Annotated in this window: 18 protein-coding genes and 1 tRNA gene; 7 read left to right on the top strand and 12 right to left on the bottom strand. The window is 56.1% G+C overall.

Going from position 1 to position 16,710, the window contains the following annotated elements; all coding sequences use genetic code 11:
* Positions 1-5 precede the first annotated feature (5 nt).
* Positions 6-707: a histidine utilization transcriptional repressor HutC gene (hutC, locus tag AC2FHW_RS02520; RefSeq protein ID WP_142634498.1), complete on the bottom strand. Its 702-nt coding sequence runs from the start codon at positions 705-707 to the stop codon at positions 6-8.
* A gap of 229 nt (positions 708-936) precedes the next feature.
* Here hutC and AC2FHW_RS02515 point away from each other — a divergent pair, with 229 nt between their 5' ends.
* Entirely contained in the window at positions 937-2,064 is a 1,128-nt protein-coding gene (locus AC2FHW_RS02515; RefSeq protein WP_281972289.1) for an aminotransferase class V-fold PLP-dependent enzyme, read from the top strand.
* Between the two features lie 10 nt (positions 2,065-2,074).
* Here the strand turns inward: AC2FHW_RS02515 and AC2FHW_RS02510 are convergent, their stop codons facing one another.
* The 3 genes from AC2FHW_RS02510 to AC2FHW_RS02500 all read right to left on the bottom strand — a co-directional run bounded on the left by AC2FHW_RS02510 (position 2,075) and on the right by AC2FHW_RS02500 (position 4,324).
* Positions 2,075-3,271 (bottom strand): UbiH/UbiF family hydroxylase, encoded by a 1,197-nt coding sequence (locus AC2FHW_RS02510; protein WP_271946428.1) that lies wholly within the window; start codon positions 3,269-3,271, stop codon positions 2,075-2,077.
* A gap of 74 nt (positions 3,272-3,345) precedes the next feature.
* Positions 3,346-3,594, bottom strand: coding sequence for a hypothetical protein (locus AC2FHW_RS02505; RefSeq protein ID WP_271946430.1), 249 nt, complete (start codon positions 3,592-3,594; stop codon positions 3,346-3,348).
* 85 nt (positions 3,595-3,679) lie between these two features.
* Complete coding sequence (locus AC2FHW_RS02500; protein WP_142634490.1) at positions 3,680-4,324, bottom strand: pyrimidine 5'-nucleotidase; 645 nt, start codon at positions 4,322-4,324, stop codon at positions 3,680-3,682.
* Positions 4,325-4,423: 99 nt separating this feature from the next.
* On the opposite strand from AC2FHW_RS02500, the gene AC2FHW_RS02495 reads away from it, so the two are divergent.
* Complete coding sequence (locus AC2FHW_RS02495) at positions 4,424-5,071, top strand: GntR family transcriptional regulator (RefSeq protein ID WP_142634488.1); 648 nt, start codon at positions 4,424-4,426, stop codon at positions 5,069-5,071.
* A gap of 3 nt (positions 5,072-5,074) precedes the next feature.
* Here AC2FHW_RS02495 and AC2FHW_RS02490 read toward each other — a convergent pair whose 3' ends face one another.
* Positions 5,075-6,946: a glycosyltransferase gene (locus AC2FHW_RS02490; protein WP_496821369.1), complete on the bottom strand. Its 1,872-nt coding sequence runs from the start codon at positions 6,944-6,946 to the stop codon at positions 5,075-5,077.
* Positions 6,947-7,019: 73 nt separating this feature from the next.
* Entirely contained in the window at positions 7,020-8,186 is a 1,167-nt protein-coding gene (gene carA, locus AC2FHW_RS02485) for a glutamine-hydrolyzing carbamoyl-phosphate synthase small subunit (RefSeq protein ID WP_281972285.1), read from the bottom strand.
* Positions 8,187-8,370: 184 nt separating this feature from the next.
* Here carA and AC2FHW_RS02480 point away from each other — a divergent pair, with 184 nt between their 5' ends.
* Positions 8,371-8,850, top strand: a complete 480-nt coding sequence (locus tag AC2FHW_RS02480) for a GatB/YqeY domain-containing protein (RefSeq protein ID WP_142634482.1) — start codon at positions 8,371-8,373, stop codon at positions 8,848-8,850.
* A gap of 21 nt (positions 8,851-8,871) precedes the next feature.
* On the opposite strand, the gene AC2FHW_RS02475 is transcribed toward AC2FHW_RS02480, so the two are convergent.
* The 3 genes from AC2FHW_RS02475 to ctaD form a co-directional block, all read right to left on the bottom strand.
* The gene (locus AC2FHW_RS02475; RefSeq protein WP_271946438.1) at positions 8,872-9,363 is read right to left on the bottom strand and encodes a DUF2244 domain-containing protein; all 492 of its coding nucleotides are present in this window, start codon (positions 9,361-9,363) and stop codon (positions 8,872-8,874) included.
* Between the two features lie 44 nt (positions 9,364-9,407).
* On the bottom strand, positions 9,408-10,007 hold the full coding sequence (locus tag AC2FHW_RS02470; RefSeq protein ID WP_142634478.1) for a 2-hydroxychromene-2-carboxylate isomerase: 600 nt from the start codon (positions 10,005-10,007) through the stop codon (positions 9,408-9,410).
* A 139-nt stretch (positions 10,008-10,146) separates the two neighbouring features.
* Positions 10,147-11,820, bottom strand: coding sequence for a cytochrome c oxidase subunit I (ctaD, locus tag AC2FHW_RS02465; RefSeq protein WP_142634476.1), 1,674 nt, complete (start codon positions 11,818-11,820; stop codon positions 10,147-10,149).
* 188 nt (positions 11,821-12,008) lie between these two features.
* Here ctaD and AC2FHW_RS02460 point away from each other — a divergent pair, with 188 nt between their 5' ends.
* Together AC2FHW_RS02460 and AC2FHW_RS02455 are read left to right on the top strand one after the other, a co-directional pair.
* A complete protein-coding gene (locus AC2FHW_RS02460) occupies positions 12,009-12,764 on the top strand; it encodes a glutathione S-transferase family protein (RefSeq protein WP_496700077.1) in 756 nt (251 codons plus the stop codon).
* 81 nt (positions 12,765-12,845) lie between these two features.
* Positions 12,846-13,265, top strand: coding sequence for an HIT family protein (locus tag AC2FHW_RS02455; RefSeq protein WP_496678134.1), 420 nt, complete (start codon positions 12,846-12,848; stop codon positions 13,263-13,265).
* A 15-nt stretch (positions 13,266-13,280) separates the two neighbouring features.
* On the opposite strand, the gene AC2FHW_RS02450 is transcribed toward AC2FHW_RS02455, so the two are convergent.
* Complete coding sequence (locus AC2FHW_RS02450; protein ID WP_281972282.1) at positions 13,281-13,694, bottom strand: MerR family transcriptional regulator; 414 nt, start codon at positions 13,692-13,694, stop codon at positions 13,281-13,283.
* 81 nt (positions 13,695-13,775) lie between these two features.
* Here AC2FHW_RS02450 and AC2FHW_RS02445 point away from each other — a divergent pair, with 81 nt between their 5' ends.
* Positions 13,776-14,702: a cation diffusion facilitator family transporter gene (locus tag AC2FHW_RS02445; protein WP_496709299.1), complete on the top strand. Its 927-nt coding sequence runs from the start codon at positions 13,776-13,778 to the stop codon at positions 14,700-14,702.
* Positions 14,703-14,994: 292 nt separating this feature from the next.
* Here the strand turns inward: AC2FHW_RS02445 and lipB are convergent, their stop codons facing one another.
* Together lipB and AC2FHW_RS02435 are read right to left on the bottom strand one after the other, a co-directional pair.
* Positions 14,995-15,654, bottom strand: a complete 660-nt coding sequence (gene lipB / locus AC2FHW_RS02440) for a lipoyl(octanoyl) transferase LipB (RefSeq protein ID WP_496751386.1) — start codon at positions 15,652-15,654, stop codon at positions 14,995-14,997.
* 38 nt (positions 15,655-15,692) lie between these two features.
* The gene (locus AC2FHW_RS02435; protein WP_496728126.1) at positions 15,693-16,352 is read right to left on the bottom strand and encodes a DsbA family oxidoreductase; all 660 of its coding nucleotides are present in this window, start codon (positions 16,350-16,352) and stop codon (positions 15,693-15,695) included.
* Between the two features lie 142 nt (positions 16,353-16,494).
* On the opposite strand from AC2FHW_RS02435, the gene AC2FHW_RS02430 reads away from it, so the two are divergent.
* Positions 16,495-16,581: transfer RNA gene (locus AC2FHW_RS02430), tRNA-Leu, on the top strand.
* Positions 16,582-16,710: the final 129 nt, after the last annotated feature.

The raw sequence follows: 16,710 nt of genomic DNA, 5'->3' as shown, positions 1-16,710 counted from the left end.
CCGTTTTAGTACCTGGTACGGATGTAATATCCGGGATGATGTGTCATGCGCGCAAAGGTAATTGGCTGCCCGTCTTTCCATGTCGTGCGCTCTAATTGGATCATGGACGTCCCCGAGGTTGTCCCCATGAATTCAGCCAGCCGTCCATCTGCCGAAATCGCGCAAAAGGCGACTTCAGCATCGGTGAAGGGGGCGGCGTGCAACAGCCACTCATGCGGGCCTTTGGTGTCGAGGTCAGCATGTTCCACTTCTGGAACTGCATCGATATTGATCCAGCGCTCTTCCAGTTGAAACGGCCGGTTGTCTGCATAGTGCATGCAGACAATATGCAAAACACGCGCTTCTTGCGAGACGCTTAACTGAGAGGCAAGCCATCCGGGGCTGGAGACGATATTACGCTCGACCAGCGCATAACGATAGGTGGAGTTCTGCCCCTCGACATCCAGTCGGGTCAGGGAAAACTCCAGTTTTGCGTGTTTGCTGGGTTCTTTTTTGACCCGCGTTCCGCTTTTACGTTTTCTTTCAACGAAGCCCTGATCTGCCAGTTCCCGCAAAGCACGATTCACCGTGGCACGGGCACAATTAAATTCTTCTGCCAACTGAGTTTCTGTCGGCAGCACCGACCCCTGTGGCCAAACTCTGGTTTCTATTCGTCGTTTTACTTCGTCACGTACAAACTGAAAACTGATCCGCTTATGCGCAGTCACGAGTGAAAATACCTTTCTTCTCCAAAGTGTATGTATCTGGTCAGAAACACGTAGGGGTGTAAAGGGTTGCTGACACTGTTTGGCGTCATTAGTTGTCGATAGGGCCTTTGAGGCGTTAAAATTTTCTTAGGAAACCGGGTTCCGTTGGGTCAATTTTCAGTAATAACTGAGAGGCAGTGAGCGAAGTTGCGAACACCCGCTCGTTTCGTGGAATTTGAAAGGAATACCAATGCCCCCGCTTTTGGACAAAATTGACCCCAATGGGTTAGAGGAGTTTTCGGTCGTCTTCACCGATCGCTCGCTTAATCACATGTCGGTTCAGTTTCAGCATGTGATGCGCGACATCTCTGAGATGCTGAAAGGCGTTTACAACGCTGACGGTGTGGCCGTTATCCCGGGCGGTGGTACCTACGCTATGGAAGCAGTCGCGCGCCAGTTTGCCCGCAATGCCAACGTTCTGGTGGTCAGGAATGGCTGGTTTTCCTATCGGTGGAGCCAGATCATCGAGTCCGGTGGGTTGACGGCGTCGGCAACAGTTCTGAAGGCGCGCCAGACCGGCAACTCGGCAACGTCCCCATTTGCGCCTGCTCCGATCGAGGAAGTCATCGAAACGATCCGCGATGGGCGCCCGGATGTGGTCTTTGCGCCGCATGTCGAAACGGCGGCCGGGGTCCTTCTGCCCGACGACTATATTTCGGCGATGGCAGCCGCAGCCCACGAGGTTGGGGCGCTGATGGTTCTGGATTGCATCGCTTCGGGCTGCGCATGGGTGGACATGAAGGCGACGGGTGTGGATGTCCTGATCTCGGCCCCTCAGAAAGGGTGGAGCGCATCGCCTTGCGCGGGTCTTGTCATGCTGTCCGAACAGGCTGAGGCAAGGCTGGAGGAGACGACTTCGGACAGTTTTGCCGTCGACCTGAAGAAATGGCGGCAGATCATGCAAGCCTATGAAAATGGCGGTCACGCCTATCACGCCACGATGCCAACAGATGCGCTGAAAGCCTTCCGCGACACGATGGCTGAGACTCGAGACTATGGCTTTGACAAACTGCGTGACGCCCAGTGGGCATTGGGGGACGGTGTACGGGCAATGCTGAAGGAGAAGGGCATTGTTTCTGTCGCTGCCGATGGGTTTGGTGCGCCGGGTGTGGTGGTCAGCTATACCTCGGATCCCAATATCCAGAACGGCAGCAAATTCGCCGCCCTGGGCATGCAGATCGCTGCTGGTGTACCCTTGCAATGTGATGAGCCAGACGGGTTCAGCACCTTCCGTCTGGGCCTGTTCGGTCTGGACAAGCTGTACGATGTTGACGGCACAATCGCGCGTCTAAAGCGCGTGCTGGACCAGGTTTTGTGACCATCGGGCTTTAGCGGACGCCGAGGCCCATCTGCATCAGCGTCTTGCGCACGGTCGGCAGCGAATACAGCGCGTTCAACCCCATTGCACGTATGTCCCGTAAAGGCCGCGCTTCGATCATCGAGGCGCGGTTCAGCAGGTCGATACCCTTGACCCGGGCCTCGATCTCGGTATGACGCGCTTTGTGATAGGCATCCAACATCTGCGCGTCACCCAGGCCCTCGGGACGGGCCTGTGCCAAATCCAGCAGGCATCGCAGATCACCCAAGGACATGTTCAGCCCCTGCGCACCGATGGGGGGCACGACATGGGCGGCTTCGGCCATCAGGGCCACGCGTTCGCCCGACAGACGCTCTGCCGATTGGCTGATGATCGGCCAGATGGTCCGACGAGAGGCCAGTTTCAACGGACCGAACAACCCGCAGGACCGTTCGGTCATCAGCGCTTCAAAGCTTTCCGGATCGGTGTTCAACAGCTCTACCGCGCGCGGGCCACGCTCCATCCATACAATCGCGGACGAGGGCTGACCCTGCCAGTCGGGCAGGGGAACGAGCGTGAACGGGCCGCCGGACCTGTGAATCTCGGTCGAGACGTTCTGATGCGGGATCGAGTGTGTAACCGCGAAGGCCAACGCCTTTTGCCCATAGCGCGTGGTGTGCACGTTGATCCCGGCGGCCTCTCGCATGGGCGAGTTGCGACCATCTGCGGCGATCACCAGTTTACAGCGGATGCGCGTCCCGTCGCTCAGGCCAACGCGGGCTTCGGCTGTACGGGTGAACAAGCTGACCGTGCCCGTTCCGGGGCGAAAATCGACATTGGGCAGTTCAGCGAGACGGGCCACCATTTCGCGCCGCAAGAGCCAGTTTGGCAGGTTCCAACCAAAGGGCTGGTCCGAGATATCCGCGGCATTGAAGTCGCGCACCACGCGCGGCTCGGGCACATCGCCGCCTGCATCCACAATCCGCATGATCTGAAGAGGGGCGGCATGCGCGTCGAGTTTTTCCCACAGCCCGCATTGTTCCAAAAGACCGTGGGCTGGTTGCAAAAACGCGGTGGTCCGTAAATCCGATCCGTCCACGTCCCGCTGGGTCACAGGTGGGGTAGGATCAACACAGACCACATTGAATCCAGCCGCGCCAAGGGCCGCCGCTGCGGTCAAACCGGCAATTCCGCCGCCGGAAATCAGGATGTCACACTGGTCGTTCATGGCGCCCTCTTTGGTTCTAACCCGACCCTAGAGTGGTTCGACTTCCCGCGCCAAGTGACATCCTGTCTCGCAGGTCAGCCGCGCGAGATCAGGATGAGGATCAGGAATATCACGGGCACCATCACGACGGCGGGGATATACAAGCCCGGCAAGCCAAACAGCATCACTGAACAGCCCCACATGCTGAAGATGGCGGCAGCGGTGTAATACCAGTCGTCCCCATCTGCATCGGCCGCATCGCGCGCCATCCAGCCAAACAGAGGAACAGCAAATAGCAGGCGCTGCCAGATGGGTGAGCGCGGGGGCATTTCGATTGCGGACATCTGGGTCTCCGTTCTGTTCGTCGCAGTTGGGATATAGGGGCGGCGCCCGGGTCGCAGTACGTGCAGATCGTCGCAGTGTGACAGCCTATCGCAGGCGGGCCAGAAAGGCGGTCAGGTCGTCTGTATGGTGGTGGATGTGATCGGCCATGTGCGGTTCGGGCGCGACATGAACCGTGCGCATCCCCATCTCATGCGGGGCCGCCAGATTGCGCGGATCGTCTTCGAACATGGCCGCTTTTTCTGCCTTGATTCCGTCTTGCGCAAAGATGGCCTGGAATGCGGCCTTCTCGGGTTTAGGACGGTATCCCGCATGCTCGACCCCATAGATGGCATCGAACAAACCGCTGAGGCCACGCGCCGCAAGGACGCGTTCGGCATAGGGCGCGCTGCCATTGGTATAGACAATGCGGCGACCGGGCAGAGCACGAATATGTGCCGCCAGATCCACGTCCGGGTCCATATGGCTCATATCCACCTGATGCACGGCATGCAGGTAAGGGTCGGGATCCAGATCATGTTCGGCCATCAGCCCGGCCAGTGTGGTGCCATATTCGCGCCAGTAATGGGATCGCAGTCGGTCGGCCTCGGCCCGGTCGACGCCGATGGCCTGAACCACATAATCCGTCATCAGCACCTCGATCTGATCGAACAGGCGCATATGCGGCGGGTACAGGGTGTTGTCCAGATCGAACACCCATTGGGAGACATGGCTGAAGGCAGGTTTGACCATACCTGCCGTTTAAGCGGCGCAGCGCAGGTTTTCAATGCAGTACTTGATTGTGCGCACTGCAGACGGATAGACATGTCCGAACGAGGAGAAAAACAAAAGATGCCCCAATCCAAGCAGTCCAACAGCGACGCCTACAGCCTTATTCTCGAAGCGATTGATGTGGGCATCTACAAGCCCGGTGACAGGCTGGTCGAAAGCGAGCTGGCCGAAAGGTTCGGTGTTTCGCGCACGCCAATCCGCGAGGCGTTGCAGCGGTTAGAGACCCAATCCTTGCTTGAACGCGACGGGCGTTCGCTGATTGTGGCCTCATTGGACCACAATCAGATGGCAGAGCTATATGTCGTTCGCCGTGAACTTGAAGGTCTCGCTGCAAGTTTGGCCGCCAAGCACGCGACCGAGGAAGAGATCAAGGTGCTGCAGGAAATGGTTGCCGAAGATGATGCGCTGGTGGACAATCCAAACGCCCTGTCTCGGGCGAACCGGCGGTTTCACGAACAGATCCATCTGGCCTCGCACAACCGCTATTTGGTGCAACAGCTGAACCTTGTGCACCGCACAATGGCCTTGATGGCAACGACATCGCTTGCGGTTTCCGGGCGCGGTGAGATCGCGCAAAGTGAACACAAAGGCATCGTCGAGGCGATAGCCGCCCGTGACGAGCAAGCCGCGGAACGTGCGTTGAAAGAGCATATCTCGGTCGCTTTCATGACGCGTCTCAAGCAGGATGCGGTTCGTCGCGAAAGCTGACGGTCACATGTCGAAGGCTTCTTCACTGGCTTGACCGTGTTGGGTTTTGTCCCAGAAGAACGGGTTGATAGCCAATTCCCAAAGGGCTTTGTAAGCTGCCAGCACACCCAAGGGGAAATACAACGGCATTGTCGGCACCCACGGCATCAGAAACCGTCTTTCACGGGCAGAGACAGCCAGTATCCCGATGGTCACATTCGTGATCTCTGCAAATACGAACAGAGCTATCAGTATGGTCATGACCTTGCCCGGAATGACGGGATCCAGCGGGCTGGCCAATCCGAATGTGGTAAGCCAGAACAGCCACAAAACCGGGGCCAGCAGGAATTGTCCGACGGTGCCCAGAAAAAACGCCTGAAGCCCAAGGAAGCGCAGCACACCCAGCTCTTTCAGCAGATGGATCGGCGCGCGCATGTGGACAAGATATGTGACCATAAAGCCCTTGAGCCATCGTGAACGCTGTTTGACCCAAGGCCAGGCCCGAAAGTTTGCTTCTTCGAAAGTGGCGGTATCAACTATCTCGGTCCGATAACCCGCGCGGCTGAGGCGGACGCCCAGATCTGCGTCTTCGGTCACATTATGGGCATCCCAACCGCCCAGTTCCAACAGCTTTTCGCGACGAAAGAAAAAGGTTGTACCACCAAGTGGAACCACCAGTCCCAACCGGGCAATGCCAGGCAGGATGACCCGAAACCAACTGTTATACTCGATGGTAAAGCAGCGAGACCGCCAGTTGGTGCGCGGGTTGTAATAGTCCAGAACGCCTTGCAAGCAGACGACGTCTTCACTGGCTTGGGTGAAATGTCCGACGACGCGTTCGATTTGATCGGGAAGAGGGGCGTCCTCGGCATCCCAAACGCCCAGAATATCACCACGACAGAAATCCAGCGCATAGTTCATCGCGCGCGGTTTTGTCGTCAGCCCGCTTAATGCCGGTACTTCGATCGTGCGGATCCAACAGGGCAGCTCGATTTTGGCCAGGGTTGCACGGGTTACCATATCCGTTTCTTCCAAAACCAGAATGACGTCCAAAAGAGCTTTGGGATATGTCAGACGTCGCAATCGACGGATCAGAGCGCCAGCAATCTCTCGCTCTTTGTACAAAGGGACCATGATGGAAACGCGAGGCAGTCGAAGAGGAAGCGTGGTGGCGGTCTGACTGTGGCGTTTTCCTTTGTAACATAGAAACGAGAGCAATCCCGCCAGTCGCAATGTCAGGAATAATACAAGCGACGTAACGGCCAATACGACCAGAGCCAGCAGCCCCGGAATGGGTTGCGCCAGGAACAGTGTGGCTAGGCCAAGCACTATGGCAATCGGCCCAATACGCGAGTGCCGAGTCCAGGACCGGCAACTCTGAGCTATTGCCACACGGGTTTCAGCCTTTTCAGCAAGGCTTTCCGAGAAAATGCTGGCGATCGCGTCGTCGATCCGGTCCGCATCGGCAAGCACGGGTATGATCGTTTGCTTTTCCTTTGCCAACTGCTTGCGAACTGCGTCGAACTGATCGGGATTGGCGGTAGCGACCAGGAGAATGGGACCGATGCGCATCCAGGGAATGATGTTGTGATCCAGCCAAAAGCTGGCGGGGCGGGTTTTGCAAAGGTCCGGATTTGGTGGATGCAGATCCAGGTCCGCGATCTGCAATCCTGTTTGTTCAGACAGCGCCGTCAGAACCTCGGACCGATCTACCCAGCCTTCGCCGACCAGGATTTCGCCCAGTGCAACATTTTGTCTGGATTGCAGGTGCAGGGCTTTTTGCAACTGATGGTTCGAAAGCAGCCCGCGGTCGATCAGGCAAGCCCCCAAAGGCTTGCGCACCGTTGCAGAAATCGGCGCGGCCGATGCGAAATGCTGCAGGTTCAGTTCAACCATTCAATCAACCCAGACGTGGTAATCTGCGTCAGGGTGGATCGATTAAGGTTAACAGGCCGTTAAGGCTGTATGATTATGCCTGTGCCTTCCGGGCGGCCATCGCATGCGAGAACCGCTCGAACAGGTAGAAGCTGTCTTGTGGGCCTGGAGATGCCTCTGGGTGGTACTGTACCGAATAGACCGGTCGATCCGTCATGCGAATTCCGCAGTTTGAACCATCAAACAACGAACGATGAGTCTCAACGACACCGTCGGGAAGGGTTTGAGCGTCTACCGCAAACCCATGGTTCATAGACGTTATTTCCACCTTACCAGTCTCGAGATCTTTTACCGGGTGGTTCGCCCCGTGGTGGCCGTGATTCATCTTGACAGTCTGACCGCCAAGGGCCAGCGCAAGCATCTGATGACCAAGGCAAATCCCGAATACGGGTAGGTCGGTGGTGTCCAATACCTCTTTGATCATCGGTACTGCGTATTCACCCGTAGCCGCTGGATCACCGGGGCCATTGGACAGGAATACGCCGTCGGGATTATGGGCCAGAACCTCAGCCGCGGTGGCCGTTGCGGGCAGCACAGTGACATCGCACCCGGTCGAGGCAAGGCATCTCAGGATATTGCGCTTTGCCCCGAAATCCAGTGCCACAACCTTATGTACTGGGGCCTCTTGCCGTTTATAGCCATCTGGCCAGGCCCAACGCATCTCATCCCAGCGATAGCTTTGCGCACAAGTCACTTCCTTGGCCAAATCCATACCTTCAAGCCCGGCAAAGCCACGCGCTGCCGAAACCAGAGCTTCGATGTCGAAATTGCCCTCAGGATCATGGGCCAATGCCACATGAGGTGCGCCTTGCTGGCGAATTGCGCGGGTTAACCGGCGGGTATCGACACCGCCAATGGCAATACGCCCACGCTGGGCAAGCCATGATTTCAGCTCTTCAGCAGACCGCCAGCTGGACGGTTCGGTTGGGTCCCATTTGACGACCATTCCTGCCGCGACAGGATCACCGGTTTCGTCATCCTCGGGGTTCACACCAACATTTCCAATATGAGGGAAAGTGAAGGTCACGATCTGTCCGGCATAAGAAGGATCGGTCATGATCTCTTGATAGCCGGTCATTGCGGTGTTGAAACACAGCTCGGCCACGGTCTGGCCTGTGGCGCCGAAACCGACCCCGTAGAACAGTGTTCCATCGGCCAAAGCCAGACATGCGGTGGGCTTAGACGGGGCGTTCTGGGCCATAGCGCGACTCTCCTGCAGGGTAAATCGGCGCATACCTAAGGGGGTTATGCGCTTGGGTCAAGTGTGTTCAATTTTTGGGCTATTGAGCAATATCAATGACTTAGATGTTGAGGCCCCCGGTTGTATCACGCTTTTTGTTTCGATATGGTCGGGGTTCCTTTTGTCATGGGGATGGACAAACTAAATGGATATGCGATCACGGGTGAATTCCGCCCTGAAGCAAGCAATGAAAGACAAGAACGCCGAGCGTCTGTCGACCCTACGTCTGATCAATGCAGCAATCAAGGACCGGGATATCGCGTCTCGTGCTGCGGTCAACGAGGAAGCCAAGGGTTGCGGTGATGCCGAAGTTCTTGAAATTCTAGGGAAAATGTCCAAGCAGCGTAAGGAAAGTGCGCGTGCTTACGAAGAGGGTGGACGCCTCGATCTGGCGGAGCGTGAACTGCGCGAGATAGAAGTCATAGAAGAATTCCTGCCCGAGCAACTGGACGACGATGAGGTGACGAAAGCCATCCAATCAGCGATTACGGCCACTGGTGCCGGGTCGATCCGGGATATGGGCAAGGTCATGGGCGAGCTCAAGACACGCTATACTGGCCAGATGGATTTTGGGAAAGTTGGGCCCATGGTCAAAGATCAGCTTTGTGCGGCTGCCAGCGGCTGACTGCCGTGACATGCTGAGAGCTTACTGCGCGACTGGTTCGCGCAGTTTTTCTTTGAGGTCATCGTAAAGCGCAATCCGCTCTTCCTCGGACAGGAATGCGCCGATTTCGACTTCGCGACCTTCACCCTTGAGGGTGACGTAGTTCGGAACCGGGCCGCCGCTCTGATGGATCTCGGGGCGGGCCCAATGCCGATTACAGGCCCATTCCTGCTGCCCCCGTCGCGGGTCATGATGTATCAGATGCGCCTGTGTTCCGGTCAGCGTCAGGACTTCGAATATGCTACGGGCCCGATAGTTTGACCGGAGAGCCAGCCAAAGGCCAATAACTGTTAGCAGCAGGAAGGGCAGCAACCCCCAAAGCAAGGCCGAGCCAAGAACGGCCAAAAGCGGGATCAGCCCGAATAGAAAGACCCCAAACACAACTCGCACCGCCCAATGACGCGGCAGTGAGTTATGCGGCCACAGGCGCAATTCAAGTTCTGAAGTGGTGGTTTGATTCCATCTGTAGGGCATGGTCGGAAGATAGCCCAAAGAGTGTCCGAGTCGACGCTGAAAATTCAGATGACGTGCCCGACGCGGGCCCACGATAGGGCATCGTCCAGCCGATCATCCCCCCAAAAGACTTCGTTCCCCACAACCAGGCTTGGGGCGCCAAAAATGCCCAGCTTAATTGCGCGTAGTGTTTCCGCCTCAAGTGCGGCGACAATGTCGGGGCTGCGCGCGCGGGACAGGATCAGTCGGGGATCTTGCTGACTGCGGTGTAGCGCTTCGGACAAGGCGGTTTCGCTGCCGGCCTCTACACCTTCTTCGAACCAGATCCGATATAGAATTTGCGTAAAGTTCTTGCCCCAGCCTTCTTCCATTCCCAACAGCGCTACTTGATTTGCCAAGGCAAGGTCAGAAATGGGGTAGGGCGCAGGAAGCTGGGCGTGCATATGGTACTTGGCCGCCCGACGCTCAATGTCGCGCCACATATAGGCGGATTTGACGGGTTTCCCTGCAAAGGGGATGTTCTTCTGCTGCGACATCACTGTGCGTACATTGAACGGCCGCCATGTGACGGACGCATCGTGTTCAGAACACCAATCGTCCAGGCGCATGATCGTCAGAAAGCTGTAAGTGCTTCCGATAGAGTACCAGAAATCAAGATCGGGCATATGAACCCTCGGGGTTGCCGATTGTTTTGCCTTTACCAGAGTACCCTATTTTGACCGATCTGGCGAATTTCCGGTGGCACGCCACTTAGAAATGAAAAACCCCGCCAAGTTGGCGGGGTTTTCTGTTGGTTCAGAGGGATCAGTGCGCGTGGCCCTTGTCCCAGTCTTCTTGCTTGGGCAGCTGCTCGAACGTGTGTTCGGGCGGCGGCGAGGGCAGGGTCCATTCCAGCGTATCCGCGTATTCGTTCCACGGGTTGTTCCGGGTCTCACGTGCGCCACGGAACAAGGCGTAGAACACGATACCAAAGAACAGCAGGAACGAGGCGAAGGATACAAAGGCGCCAATCGACGAGACATAGTTCCACTGCGCGAACGCTTCGGGATAATCGATGTAGCGACGTGGCATGCCCTGACGGCCCAGGAAGTGCTGGGGGAAGAAGGTCAGGTTGGCGCCGATGAAGAACAGCCAGAAGTGAACCTTGCCCCAGAACTCTGAATACTGACGGCCTGTCATCTTGGAGAAGTAGAAATAGATCCCAGCAAAGATCGCAAACACTGCGCCCAGCGACATCACATAGTGGAAGTGTGCAACCACATAATATGTGTCGTGATAGGCGCGGTCGATACCGGCCTGCGACAGAACCACACCGGTCACACCACCAACGGTGAACAGGAACAGGAAACCGAAAGCAAACAGCATCGGTGTCTTGAACTCGATCGAGCCGCCCCACATGGTTGCGATCCACGAGAAGACCTTAACGCCGGTAGGAACCGCGATGACCATCGTTGCCAGCATGAAGTAGGCTTGCTGCTGGACCGACATGCCAACTGTGTACATGTGGTGTGCCCACACGACAAAGCCCAGTACACCGATCGCAATAAGTGCCCAAACCATCGGCAGGTAACCGAAGACTGGCTTGCGCGAGAAGGTCGCGATGATGTGGCTGATAAGGCCAAATCCAGGTAGGATCACGATGTACACTTCTGGGTGGCCAAAGAACCACAGGATGTGCTGATACAGGATTGGATCACCACCACCGGCCGGATCAAAGAAGGTGAAACCAAAGTTGCGGTCCATTAGCAACATGGTGATCGCACCTGCCAAAACCGGCAGCGACAGAAGAATCAGCCACGAGGTGATGAAGATCGACCAACTGAACAGCGGCACCTTGAACAGGGTCATGCCCGGGGCACGCATGTTCAGGAAGGTGGTAATCATGTTGATCGCGCCGAGGATCGAGGAGGCGCCCGATACGTGCACGGCAAAGATCGCGAGGTCCATGGACATTCCGCCCTCGCTCGTCGACAGCGGCGGGTACAGAACCCAGCCGACGCCCGAACCAAGCTGGTCGTTACCACCGGGGCTCAGCAGCGAGGCCACGCCCAGCGAAGTACCGGCGACATAGAGCCAGAAGGACAAGTTGTTCATCCGCGGGAACGCCATGTCCGGCGCGCCAATCTGCAACGGCATGAAATAGTTGCCAAATCCGCCGAATAGGGCAGGGATGACCACGAAGAACATCATCAGAACACCGTGGTAGGTGATCATCACGTTCCACAGATGCCCGTTCGGAGTGCAGAGCTCGGCACCGCTGCCGAACAAGCGGAACCCTTCCATGCACATGTGCTGTACCCCGGGCTCCATCAATTCGATCCGCATGATAACAGTCATCAGAACCGAGATTAGACCGGCCAGGGCCGAGACGATCAGGTACAGAATCCCGATGTCCTTGTGGTTGGTCGACATGAACCAGCGGGTAAAGAACCCGCGCTGGTCTTCATGGTCGTGACCATGAATGGCTGCGTCTGCCATTAGGTGCCTCCTGTTGCAACTACACCGCGCTGTCGGACCTCTCCAACGCGCGGGATTCCTGCTGGTTTTAGATTGCGTGGGGGCGACCTTCAATGGTCGAGTTTGATCTGGATCAAGATTAATTGTCGCGGGTGCCGGTTGCAGGGCTTCGAAAAAGAGCACAACTTTCGGCAAATGGAGGAGACCGGATGGTTCTGAACTACGTGACGACCGAAAAGGCTCAGGCGGCCACCGGGCTACGCATGATCGTTGTCGGAGGTGTGCCAAGCCCTTGGAGCGAAGCCGCAAAGGGTATTTTTCACGTAAAGCGTCTGCCTTGGCTGCCAGTTTATCTGGACCATCAGGACCGGGCGCAGACCATCTGGGCGCAAACGGACAGCGCACCGGTTGTGTTCTGGAAAGATGAGGCACCGCTTTCCGAAACGGCCGATATTGTCGCCTTGGCACAACGAATCGCGCCTGAGCCAGATTTGTTGCCAGCATCAATGGCGCCCGACATTCTCGCCTTCATTGACTTACTTGCGGCCCCAAATGGATTGGGCTGGCAAAGGCGGCTTCAGCAAATCCAAGCTGGTATGCGAGGCCAAGAAGGTGGGTTCCATCCCAAGATTGCCGACTATCTTGGCAAGAAATACGGCTATGATACAGAAGCAGGTGAAATGGCTGCCGATCGCGCTGATGGGATATTGAAACGCGTCAGTAGCAAGCTCGCAGAAAGTGGTGATTTTCTGTTTGGCAACACGCTCACTGCAGCAGATATTTATTGCGCTGCCTTCATGGCTTTGTTCGCACCGTTGCCGGAAGAGTTGTGTGCTATGCGGCTGAGTACCCGAAGGGTTTTCGAGCATATATCCGATCCTATACGGGATACTCTTTCGGCAGGTTTGCTGTTGCATCGGGACAGGGTATACCGCGATTTTCTGGAAACACCTTTGTCGCTCTGATCGCATGTGCATTGCGTCTTGACCGCCAAGATGCGGCACCGCACAAACACCTCATGAAAAACGTCCAAACGGAGGCCGAGTATGTCTGCCTATGATCCCGATAACATTTTCGCCAAGATCCTGCGTGGTGAAATCCCTGCAAACCGGGTCTATGAAGACGACGACACACTGGCCTTCATGGACATCATGCCGCGCACGGACGGGCATCTGCTGGTGATCCCGAAAACGCCTTGTCGCAACGTGCTGGATGCCAGCCCAGAACAGCTTGCTTCTGTGATCTCAACGGTTCAGAAGATGGCGCAGGCGGTGAAAGCGGCGTTTGGCGCGGATGGTGTCACCATCCAACAGTTCAACGAGGCTGCAGGTGGGCAAGAAGTGTTTCATCTGCATTTCCACGTTTTGCCGCGGCACGAAGGCGTTTCGATGCGACCGCCGGGCAATATGGGTGATTTTGACCTGATCGCTAAAAACGCCGGTAAAATCAAAGACGCGCTGGCCTGATCACCCGCTACAGGATCAGTGCGATCCAAGGCATTTGCTATGGTCGCCAAACGCGTTCAGCACTTCACATACATGGTCGTGGGTGCCGTCACAGGCGGCTGTGATGCGTTCCAGTTCGGCCTCAAGGCTGCGCAGCAATGTTATCCGGTTGCGCAGTTCAGTCAGCTGACGATCCGCGATTTCATGAACATGGTCCAGATCCGCCCCCTGCGCCCCTTCCAAAGAAAGCAACGCCTCGACATCCGGCAAAGGCAGGCCCAGATCACGCGAGTGGCGGATAAATTGGAGGCGTTTCAGAGCAGTCTCGTCATATCTGCGCTGATTGCCCGCCGTCCGATACGGTTTGGCCAACAAGCCTTTTTCCTCATAGAAACGGATCGTGGGCACCTTGACCCCGGTTTGCCGCGACAAATCTCCGATTGAGTACATTTTGTGCTTTTTGCCTCTTGAACCTCTAGTGACTAGAGGAATTACATAAGATGGCAGTTCAAAACAAGGATCTGATCTGCCATGTCACATAACCACACCCACTCTCACATTGATCCGAATGCCGGTGACCGGAGGGTGGTCGGAGCGATCGGCGTCAATATGGTATTGACGCTTGCACAAATAGTGGGGGGCATTTTGTCTGGCTCACTGGCCTTGATCGCAGATGCCTTGCATAATTTTTCAGATGCCATCGCGCTGATCATCGCGTTTTTCGCTCGTAAGATTGCGCGACGCCCGGCAGATCCACGGATGAGCTTTGGTTATGGTCGGGCAGAGGTTGTGGCCGCTCTTGTTAACTACACCACTCTTGTCGTTCTTGCCGTTTATCTGATGTACGAAGGTGTCATGCGGTTTATCGAGCCCGAACCGGTGAATGGCTGGATCGTCGTCTGGATCGCAGCGCTGGCCCTGATCGTCGATCTGATCACGGCTGCACTGACCTATTCGATGGCAAAGGACAGTATGAATATCAGGGCGGCCTTTCTGCACAATGTGGCAGATGCATTGGGCTCGTTGGCAGTGATCGTCGCCGGGACCATGGTCATCGTGTTCAACTGGACATGGGTGGATCCCGCCGTAACCATTCTGATCTCGGTCTACATCCTTTGGCATGTGAAATCTGAAATTGGCGAAACCATTCACGTCTTGATGTTGGGTGCACCATCCGACCTTGACCCAGAAGAGGTCGCTTCGATGATCGAGGCCACCGAGGGCGTTGTTTCGGTCCATCACGTTCATCTGTGGAGTATGCAGGAGCATGAACCTGCCCTGACTGCACATGTGGTTGCGACCAGCCACGCAGACGAAGATGCCAGGTGGCTTTCCACAACCATCAAGAATGCGCTGCAGGATCAGTTCGGGATCGGCCATGCAACGCTTGAAATTGAAAGTGGGGAAGAGGTTTGTGGCCATCCGGCCCGGTTTGGACATGACAAACACGAGCACTAAAAAAGAAATTGCCGTTCCGATTTGGGGTCGGAACGGCAGACTCGTAACCAAAACACATACCTGTTTTCCCAGGGTATACCTGCGATCACCGGCTTAACACACCACTCACTCTAGAACGGTAAATTCATACTAGGCGTTAATGGGACCCAAGTATTCATATTTGTGAAATTTAACTAGATTCCGTCGGAAACCAGACGGACCAATCGGGAATTGTTTCCAAATTATGAAGCAGAGCGGATCTGACGGCTGGATTGTAGTCGGTGCCGGGCTGTTTTTCGATTCGTGATCCGAGTTAATCCGCCCCCGCGGGTCCAAAAACCTCAGCGAATGTTTTTCTAAGCGCGTTGTCCACATCATCCATCGCGACCGGAAGACCCAGATCGACCAGAGAAGTCACGCCATGGTTCGAGATGCCGCAGGGTACGATCCCAGAGAAATGGCTCAAATCCGGCTCGACATTGATCGAGATGCCGTGAAAGCTGACCCATTTACGCAATCGCAGGCCGATCGCCGCGACTTTGTCCTCGGCTTTTTCGCCTGCAGGCGTCAGCGGCTTGTCATCCCGTTGCACCCAGACACCAACACGGCCGTCGCGGATTTGCCCGGTCACGTTGAACTCGGCCAAAGCTGCGATCACCCAATTCTCAAGCTGCTTTACAAACTTGCGCACATCCCTGCCGCGTTTGTTCAGGTCCAGCATGACATAAGCAACGCGCTGCCCCGGACCATGATAGGTGTATTCACCACCGCGTTTTGACGTATGGACTGGAAATCTGTCCGGGTCTTTCAGGTCTTCGACCTTGGCTGAAGTGCCCGCTGTGTACAGGGCAGGGTGCTCAAGTAGCCAGATACACTCATCCGCCTCACCCGCCGCGATATCGGCCACGCGCGCCTCCATAAAGGCGATGGCCTCATCATAGTCGGTCAATCCGTCAGTAATCTTCCATTCCATGTCGGCTCCTTAGCGGCTGGATGCATGGATGGAAAGACCTAGGCTGCTTCGGTCAAACAGCGCTGCAGGACCTGTGTATAGCTGTCCGCTCCCTGCGCCCCAGTCAGCAAGTACTTTCCGCCAAACACCATTGCGGGAACGCCGGAAATACCACGACTGGTCCAGTATTGCTGTTTCTCTCGAACCGGCGCGGCATGAGCACCTGATTCAAGCATCGTGCGCGCAGCATTCCGATCCAGACCGGCAGTCTCCGCGGCCTCAAGCAGAACTTCAATATTCGAAACGTCCATTTGCTTGGTGAAATAGGCCTCGAACAAGGCCAGTTTCAGTGGATGCTGGCGACCCTGAGCCTCGGCCCAGTCAAGAAGCTGATGCGCGGCAAATGTGTTTACGATGCGACTTTCTTCATCAAAGGCGAAGGTAAAGCCCAAGTCAGCCCCGATTTGCGTCAATCGATCCCGCATCGCTTGGCTTTGTTCCGTCGAGGAGCCGTATTTCTCGGCAATGTGCTCACGCAGGTTCTGACCCTCGGGCGCCATGTTTGGGTTCAATTCGAACGGATGCCAGCGCAGCTTTGCCAGAATATTTTGCTGTTTGAGCGCCAGATCCAACTGCCGGAATCCAACAATGCACCAGGGGCAAACCACATCCGAGACTATGTCGATCTGAACGATGGGGCGAGGGTCGGGCGAGGTCATGGCGGGGCTCCTGACGGGGTCATTTGGACGACAACCTGTTAAAGATAAGAGCGCCGAATGGGAATTCAAACCAACGTGATTTTTGCCTCTTCACATCTTGATCATCAAGGTCTATACGCCCCACTACCAAGTCACTAACAGTGCGGTCGTGGCGGAATTGGTAGACGCGCAGCGTTGAGGTCGCTGTGGGGTAACACCCGTGGAAGTTCGAGTCTTCTCGACCGCACCAAGTGATTGGATTTCATTCTTTTTAGGCCGAAATTCGCGACGCTCTGGGCGCCTTCAATCAACGATGCGAAAGCCGCCCACAAGTAGACAGCTGACAAGGACAGGTAGCTGGATAACTGTCCGATCTTAG

The organism is Ruegeria sp. YTSA108 (genome assembly GCF_059610185.1).
Note: the sequence above shows the minus strand (reverse complement) of the source record. Positions and strands in the feature narration are given on the sequence as shown.

Excerpts from the sequence above, each read along its gene's own strand:
- AC2FHW_RS02475 (WP_271946438.1), bottom strand. The coding sequence starts at position 9,363 with ATGCCCTACAGATGGAATCAAACCACCACTTCAGAACTTGAATTGCGC.
- AC2FHW_RS02510 (WP_271946428.1), bottom strand. The coding sequence starts at position 3,271 with ATGAACGACCAGTGTGACATCCTGATTTCCGGCGGCGGAATTGCCGGT.
- AC2FHW_RS02480 (WP_142634482.1), top strand. The coding sequence starts at position 8,371 with ATGGATATGCGATCACGGGTGAATTCCGCCCTGAAGCAAGCAATGAAA.
- AC2FHW_RS02500 (WP_142634490.1), bottom strand. The coding sequence starts at position 4,324 with ATGGTCAAACCTGCCTTCAGCCATGTCTCCCAATGGGTGTTCGATCTG.
- AC2FHW_RS02515 (WP_281972289.1), top strand. The coding sequence starts at position 937 with ATGCCCCCGCTTTTGGACAAAATTGACCCCAATGGGTTAGAGGAGTTT.
- AC2FHW_RS02495 (WP_142634488.1), top strand. The coding sequence starts at position 4,424 with ATGCCCCAATCCAAGCAGTCCAACAGCGACGCCTACAGCCTTATTCTC.
- AC2FHW_RS02460 (WP_496700077.1), top strand. The coding sequence starts at position 12,009 with ATGGTTCTGAACTACGTGACGACCGAAAAGGCTCAGGCGGCCACCGGG.
- AC2FHW_RS02450 (WP_281972282.1), bottom strand. The coding sequence starts at position 13,694 with ATGTACTCAATCGGAGATTTGTCGCGGCAAACCGGGGTCAAGGTGCCC.
- AC2FHW_RS02455 (WP_496678134.1), top strand. The coding sequence starts at position 12,846 with ATGTCTGCCTATGATCCCGATAACATTTTCGCCAAGATCCTGCGTGGT.
- AC2FHW_RS02490 (WP_496821369.1), bottom strand. The coding sequence starts at position 6,946 with ATGGTTGAACTGAACCTGCAGCATTTCGCATCGGCCGCGCCGATTTCT.
- AC2FHW_RS02470 (WP_142634478.1), bottom strand. The coding sequence starts at position 10,007 with ATGCCCGATCTTGATTTCTGGTACTCTATCGGAAGCACTTACAGCTTT.
- AC2FHW_RS02435 (WP_496728126.1), bottom strand. The coding sequence starts at position 16,352 with ATGACCTCGCCCGACCCTCGCCCCATCGTTCAGATCGACATAGTCTCG.
- lipB (WP_496751386.1), bottom strand. The coding sequence starts at position 15,654 with ATGGAATGGAAGATTACTGACGGATTGACCGACTATGATGAGGCCATC.
- AC2FHW_RS02445 (WP_496709299.1), top strand. The coding sequence starts at position 13,776 with ATGTCACATAACCACACCCACTCTCACATTGATCCGAATGCCGGTGAC.
- ctaD (WP_142634476.1), bottom strand. The coding sequence starts at position 11,820 with ATGGCAGACGCAGCCATTCATGGTCACGACCATGAAGACCAGCGCGGG.
- carA (WP_281972285.1), bottom strand. The coding sequence starts at position 8,186 with ATGGCCCAGAACGCCCCGTCTAAGCCCACCGCATGTCTGGCTTTGGCC.
- AC2FHW_RS02505 (WP_271946430.1), bottom strand. The coding sequence starts at position 3,594 with ATGTCCGCAATCGAAATGCCCCCGCGCTCACCCATCTGGCAGCGCCTG.